Source organism: Amycolatopsis kentuckyensis, assembly GCF_002155975.1.
GTDB classification, from domain to species: Bacteria; Actinomycetota; Actinomycetes; order Mycobacteriales; family Pseudonocardiaceae; genus Amycolatopsis; species Amycolatopsis kentuckyensis.
The window spans coordinates 1-5899 of record NZ_MUMI01000365.1 but is presented as its reverse complement, the minus strand read 5'-3'; the positions used below and the strand labels follow the sequence as shown (position 1 = coordinate 5899).

The following is a 5899-nucleotide window of genomic DNA, read 5'->3' as shown; positions in this document are numbered from 1 at the left end:
CGGACCGCACGCTACCGGCCCCGACACCCCGGCCCAGCCGCCACGGCCGGTAGCGTGCGGTCCGTGCTGACCGTCTCCACCGTGAACGTCAACGGCCTCCGCGCCGCCGCCAAGAAGGGCTTCGTCGAGTGGCTCGCCGCCACGAAGGCCGACGTTGTCGCCTGCCAGGAGGTGCGGGCCGAAGCCAGTCAGCTGCCCGCCGGTGTCGTCGAACCCGATGGGTGGTTCTCCGTGCACGCGCCCTCGGCCGCCAAGGGGCGCAACGGCGTTGCCATCTACAGCCGCGTCGAGCCCGAAGAGGTGCGCGTCGGCTTCGGCGAGCCCGAGTTCGAGGCCAGCGGGCGGTACCTCGAGGTGCACCTGCCGAACGTCGTCGTCGCGAGCCTCTACCTGCCCAGCGGGGACGTCGGTACCGAACGCCAGGACGAAAAGGAACGCTTCATGGCCGCGTTCCTGCCCTACCTCGTCGAACTGCGGGCGAAGGCCGCCGCCGCGGGGCGGGAAGCCGTGGTCGTGGGGGACTGGAACATCGCCTACGACACCGTCGACCTCAAGAACTGGCGCGGCAACCGCAAGAACTCCGGCTTCCTGCCCGAAGAACGCGCCTGGCTCGGCCGCGTCTACACCGAGGCCGGCTTCACCGACGTCCAGCGCCGCCTCGACCCCGAAGGCCCCGGCCCGTACACCTGGTGGTCCTACCGCGGCCAGGCCTTCGACAACGACTCCGGCTGGCGCATCGACTGCCAGCTCGCGACGCCCGGTCTCGCCGAGAAGGTCGTCGACGTCGTGGTCGAGCGAGCGGCCGCCTACGACCAGCGCTGGTCCGACCACGCGCCCGTCACCGCGACCTACGACATCGACTTCCCCCGCTAACAGGAGAGGTTGCCGCCGGTCGGGACGCCGAGGATCCCGGCGAACCGCGTGTACAGGTCGATCCGGCTCTGCACCTGGGCCGGGTTGCCGCCGTTGCACTCGATCGAACCGTTGATGCTGCGGATGGTCTCCCCGAAGCCACGGCCGTTGACCATCGCGTCGTGCGGCGTCATCGTGCCGGGACCGCTCTGGGTGTTCCAGTACCAGAGCCCGGTCTGCCACGCGACGGCCGCGTCCCGCTCGACCAGGTACGGGTTGCCGAGCAGGTCGATACCGAGCGCGTCGCCGGCCGCCTTGTAGTTGAAGTTCCAGCTCAGCTGGATCGGGCCACGGCCGTAGTACGCGGCGGTGCCCGCCGGGCAGCCGTACGGCTGGCTCGTGTCGCAGTAGTGCGGGTAGTTCGCGGTGTTCTGCTCCACGACGTACACCAGCCCGCCGGTCTCGTGGCTGACGTTCGCGAGGAACGCGGCGGCTTCCTGCTTCTTCACGGTGTCGTCGCCGGTGTTCGCGAAGCCGGGATAGGCCGACAGCGCCGCGGTGAGGCCGCTGTAGGTGTAGAAGCTGTTGCGGCCCGGGAACATCTGCCCGAACTGCGCCTCACTGACCACAAAGGACGCAGCGGCCGCGGCCGGGGCCAGTGCGACGGCCGTGGCGAGCGCGCTCATCGCCACTCCGGCGCGCTTCAGGAAGCGGGGGATCGCCATGGGGACTCCTCTGGTCACGCCGGTCGGGCGCGGTCCGGCCGGGCTCGAAAACTACTCCCAGAGGTATAGACCAATCACTATCCGGTGAAACTTTTCCGAACAGGACGACGCGATCGGAGCAGTCCGCGCTGGGGCGAATGTCGCAGCGTGAGCGAGAACTGCGGAGATCGGGTGACGCCCGATCGGACACGCTCCGGTCACGCTCTACTTCGAGTAGTAGCGACTTCACCCAGTCGGGTGGCGAGAGTGAACCTTGGGGGCGCCCGAAGCGTATTACGGAATGAACGCTACCCTCGCTTTCGAGTTGATCAGAACCGGCAGGTCTTGACACGCTCGGTAGTTTTCTGACCAGTAGCACGCAACGACTCACTCGGATGGGTGAGCGTTACTCGCGGGAGGCACTCCGGTGCGCAACCCAGGTCGAACCCTGTTGCGGTCCACCCTGCGCGGTTCCCGCGCGGCCGTGGTGGTCGCGCTCGTCCCGGCCGGCCTGCTCCTGGCCGGCGGCAGCGCGTTCGCCGCCGTCACGACGACAGCGCAGGCCGACAGCAACGTGGAGGCCTTCGGCGTGCTCGGCCCCGTCGGGCTGGTCGCGGTCGCGCTCGGCATCGTCGGCATGACGCTCGGTGTGCTGCGCCAGCGCCGCAAGACCCGGGCCGCCGCGGCGCTCGCCGAGGCCGCCCCGGTCGTGCCGGACGTCCCGGGCCCGGTCACCGCAATGGCCGAAGCCGTGCTCGCCGACCCCGACGTCACGCCGACGCGGCCGTTCCTCACGCCGCGCCCGAACGCCTGAGGGCCCTCGGCGCCCGCCGCTCGTCCCGGCCTGGAAGAATCCTGACGTGTCCGAAGAGCAGACCGTCGCAGAGCGCCGCCCGCGGGTCCTGTCCGGGATCCAGCCGACCGCCGACTCGTTCCACCTCGGCAACTACCTCGGCGCGCTGCGCCAGTGGGTGAAGCTGCAGGACACGCACGAGACGTTCTACAGCGTGGTCGACCTGCACGCGATCACGGTCGAGCAGGACCCGAAGGTGCTGCGGCAGCGCACCCGCGTCTCGGCCGCGCAGCTGCTCGCCATCGGCATCGACCCGCAGCGCAGCGCCCTGTTCGTGCAGAGCCATGTCCCGGAGCACGCGCAGCTGAGCTGGGTCCTCGAATGCCAGACGGGCTTCGGCGAGGCCGGCCGGATGACGCAGTTCAAGGACAAGTCGGCGAAGCAGGGTTCCGACCGTTCCAGCGTCGGCCTGTTCACGTACCCGGTCCTGCAGGCGGCGGACATCCTGCTGTACCGCGCGGACGCCGTCCCGGTCGGCGAGGACCAGCGCCAGCACCTGGAGCTGACGCGCGACCTCGCGCAGCGCTTCAACAACCGGCTGGGCAAGACGTTCGTGGTGCCGGAGCCGTACATCATCAAGGACACGGCCAAGATCTACGACCTGCAGGAACCGACGGCCAAGATGAGCAAGTCGGCGTCGAACGTCAACGGGATCATCGAGCTGCTCGAGGACCCGAAGCGCTCGGCGAAGAAGATCCGCTCGGCGGTGACGGACACGGGCCGCGAGGTCAAGTTCGACGCGGAGAACAAGGCGGGCGTCTCGAACCTGCTGACGATCTACTCGGCCCTGACCGACCGCACGATCCCGGACCTCGAAGCGGCGTACGAGGGCAAGGGCTACGGCGACCTGAAGAAGGACCTCGGCGAGGTGTTCGTCGAGTGGGTGACCCCGATCCAGGAACGCGCGAAGTCCTATTTGGACGACGTCGCGGAGCTGGACAAGGTCCTCGCCGTGGGTGCCGAACGCGCCCGCGAGGTGGCGTCGAAAACCCTGGCCAAGACGTACCAGCGAATCGGGTTCCTGCCGCCGGTGCGGTGAAGCTGATCCTGCTCAACGGCCCGCCGGCCGGCGGCAAGTCGACGCTCGCCCGGCGCTACGCCGACAACCACCCGCCGGCCCTGGCCCTGGACGTGGATCGCATCCGCGCCATGCTCGGCGGCTGGCGGTCATCACCGGCCGAAGCCGGCGTGCTGGCACGGGAAATCGCGCTGGCGGCGGCGCGCACCCACCTCGCCGCGGGGCATGACGTGGTGGTGCCGCAGCTGGTGGCCCGGCCGGGGTTCCCCGAACGCCTCGAGGCGGTGGCGAGCGAATGCGGGGCGAGCTTCCACGAGGTGGTGCTGCTGCCGGGGCGCGAGGTGGTCCGACGCCGCTTCGCCGCCCGCGGTTCATCGGAGATCGAGGCTGTGGTGCCGCTGACCGAACTCGAGCTGGATCAGGCCTACGAAGCGGTCGCTGCGTTCGCCGCAAGCCGCCAGGTCCCGGTGCTCACCGCGGCCGACGCCTATCCCGAGCTGCTGGCTTCACTCGCTTGAACCGTCGCGCGTGAAGGGGCTCGCGTTCCCGGCAGAGTCGCATGTACTCGGCGACGCCACGCGGAGTGTGGTGTCGGCGAGACAGCGGAACGGCCATGGCGCGGTACCCGCCGACGTTGTGGACAACACCCGGACGCAGCCACCTCCCCCGCAGTGGCCGCTCGCGTTGCGGGGTTCACCAAGCGTGGTTAGCGTTTCACGGTGGCGAACGAAGAGAAGGAAAAGCTCCTGCCGCGGCTGCGGCGGAAGTACCCGTGGCTCGATCACCTCATCCGGGCCAACGACGCCTTCACCGAGCGGTACGGCAACCACTACGCCGCCGCCATCACCTACTTCAGCGTGCTCTCCGTCTTCCCCCTCTTCATGGTGGCCTTCGCCGTGGTCGGGCTCGTCGTCAACCACGACCAGACGATCATCCACAAGATCACCGACGGCATCAACAGCTCCGTTCCCGAAGGCCTCAAGGACCTCGTCAACGGCATCGTCAAGGGCGCGCTCGACTCGGGCGGCGGGATCGGGGTCTTCGGCCTCCTCATCGCGCTCTACTCCGGCATCGGCTGGATGTCGAACCTGCGGGACGCCCTCACCGCGCAGTGGGGCCAGGAAAAACAACCGCAGCCGATCGTCAAGCAGACGCTCAAGGACCTCGTTGCGCTGATCGGGCTCGGCGTGGCCCTCGTCGTCTCCTTCGCGCTGACCGCCGTCGGGGGTGGGGTGGGGCAGTTCCTGCTCGAACTCGTCGGGCTCGAACACGCCACCTGGGCGATCGTGCTGCTCCGCGGCGCCACCATCGTGCTCGGGCTCGCCGCCAACACCCTCGTCTTCGTCTGGGTGATCGCCCGCCTGCCACGGGAACGGGTTGCGCTGCGCAGCGCCGTCAAGGGGGCCGTGGTCGCCGCCGTCGGGTTCGTCATCCTGCAGCAAGTCGGGTCGATCTACCTGGCCAGCGTCACCAAGTCGCCGTCGGCCGCGCTGTTCGGGCCCGTCATCGGGCTTCTCGTCTTCGCGAACCTCGTCTCGCGCTTCCTCCTGCTCATCACCGCGTGGACCGCGACCGCCAAGGAAAACGAACGCCAAGTCATCGCGCCTCCGCCGCCGGTGCGGCTCGAGCAGAACGTCACCGTTCAGCGCGGCCCCGGCCTCGGCGCCGTCGCGGGGGCCTTCAGCGCCGGCGCCTTGCTCGCCTGGCTGGGTGGGCGCCGGAAGCCTTGACATCCACCCAGTCGGTAAAGAAACTGAACCGGTAAGAAAAATGAACCGGAGGGTTTCGTGCTGCTGGACGCCGCCCGCGAGTGTGCCGACCTCGCCAAGACCCTCGCACCCGTCACCGAGCGGCAGCGGGCCCTGCCGCCCGAGCTGGTCGCGAAGCTGACCGACGCCCAGCTGTTCCGCACCGGCGTCCCCGGCTACCTCGGCGGGCCCGAAGCGCCGCCCGCCGTCAGCCTCGAAACCGCCGAGATCGTCGCGCGCGGGGACGCCTCCGCCGGCTGGTGCGTCTCGATCGCCGTGACCTCCAGCCTGCTCTCGGCCTACGCCCCGCGGAAGTGCGCCGAGGAGGTCTTCGGGAACCCGCGCACGGTCGCCGCCGGGGTCTGGGCGCCGCGGGGGACCGGCACGAAGGTCGACGGCGGTTACCTCGTGACCGGCCGGTGGGCGTTCTGCAGCGGCATCCCGCACGCCGAGTGGCTCTTCGCCGGGTTCGTCCACGAGAAAGCGCTCTACGTCGCCGCGCTGCCGAAGGCCGGCCTCGAAGTGCTCGACACCTGGCACACCAACGGCCTGCGCGGCACCGGGAGCCACGACTGCGTCGCCGACGCCCTGTTCGTCCCGGACCACCGCGTCTTCTCGGTGCTGGCCGGCCCGCCGCCGGAAGCCGTGGCCCTGCACCGGTTCCCGCTCTTCGGCTTCTTCGCCCTTTCGGTCGCGGCCGCCGCGCGCGTTGCCCAGCGCGGCG

Annotated in this window: 7 protein-coding genes; 6 read left to right on the top strand and 1 reads right to left on the bottom strand. The window is 69.8% G+C overall.

Annotation, left to right across the window (positions count from 1 at the left end; all coding sequences use genetic code 11):
- The first annotated feature begins 54 nt into the window (after positions 1 to 54).
- Positions 55 to 873 (top strand): exodeoxyribonuclease III, encoded by an 819-nt coding sequence (locus CCN39_RS31460; protein ID WP_086848164.1) that lies wholly within the window; start codon positions 55 to 57, stop codon positions 871 to 873.
- Here CCN39_RS31460 and CCN39_RS31455 read toward each other — a convergent pair.
- Positions 870 to 1538, bottom strand: coding sequence for a chitinase (locus CCN39_RS31455; protein ID WP_434781134.1), 669 nt, complete (start codon positions 1536 to 1538; stop codon positions 870 to 872). The genes CCN39_RS31460 and CCN39_RS31455 overlap by 4 nt on opposite strands.
- A gap of 469 nt (positions 1539 to 2007) precedes the next feature.
- Here CCN39_RS31455 and CCN39_RS31450 point away from each other — a divergent pair, with 469 nt between their 5' ends.
- The 5 genes from CCN39_RS31450 to CCN39_RS31430 all read left to right on the top strand — a co-directional run.
- Positions 2008 to 2370 (top strand): hypothetical protein, encoded by a 363-nt coding sequence (locus tag CCN39_RS31450; RefSeq protein ID WP_208630465.1) that lies wholly within the window; start codon positions 2008 to 2010, stop codon positions 2368 to 2370.
- A gap of 46 nt (positions 2371 to 2416) precedes the next feature.
- Positions 2417 to 3448, top strand: a complete 1032-nt coding sequence (gene trpS, locus CCN39_RS31445) for a tryptophan--tRNA ligase (RefSeq protein ID WP_086848160.1) — start codon at positions 2417 to 2419, stop codon at positions 3446 to 3448.
- The gene (locus CCN39_RS31440) at positions 3445 to 3945 is read left to right on the top strand and encodes an AAA family ATPase (RefSeq protein ID WP_086848158.1); all 501 of its coding nucleotides are present in this window, start codon (positions 3445 to 3447) and stop codon (positions 3943 to 3945) included. The genes trpS and CCN39_RS31440 overlap by 4 nt, the downstream gene beginning before the upstream one ends.
- A gap of 201 nt (positions 3946 to 4146) precedes the next feature.
- Complete coding sequence (gene yhjD / locus CCN39_RS31435; protein ID WP_086848156.1) at positions 4147 to 5157, top strand: inner membrane protein YhjD; 1011 nt, start codon at positions 4147 to 4149, stop codon at positions 5155 to 5157.
- Positions 5158 to 5214: 57 nt separating this feature from the next.
- The coding region (locus tag CCN39_RS31430; protein WP_491844432.1) for an acyl-CoA dehydrogenase family protein at positions 5215 to 5899 on the top strand (685 nt) is incomplete at its 3' end.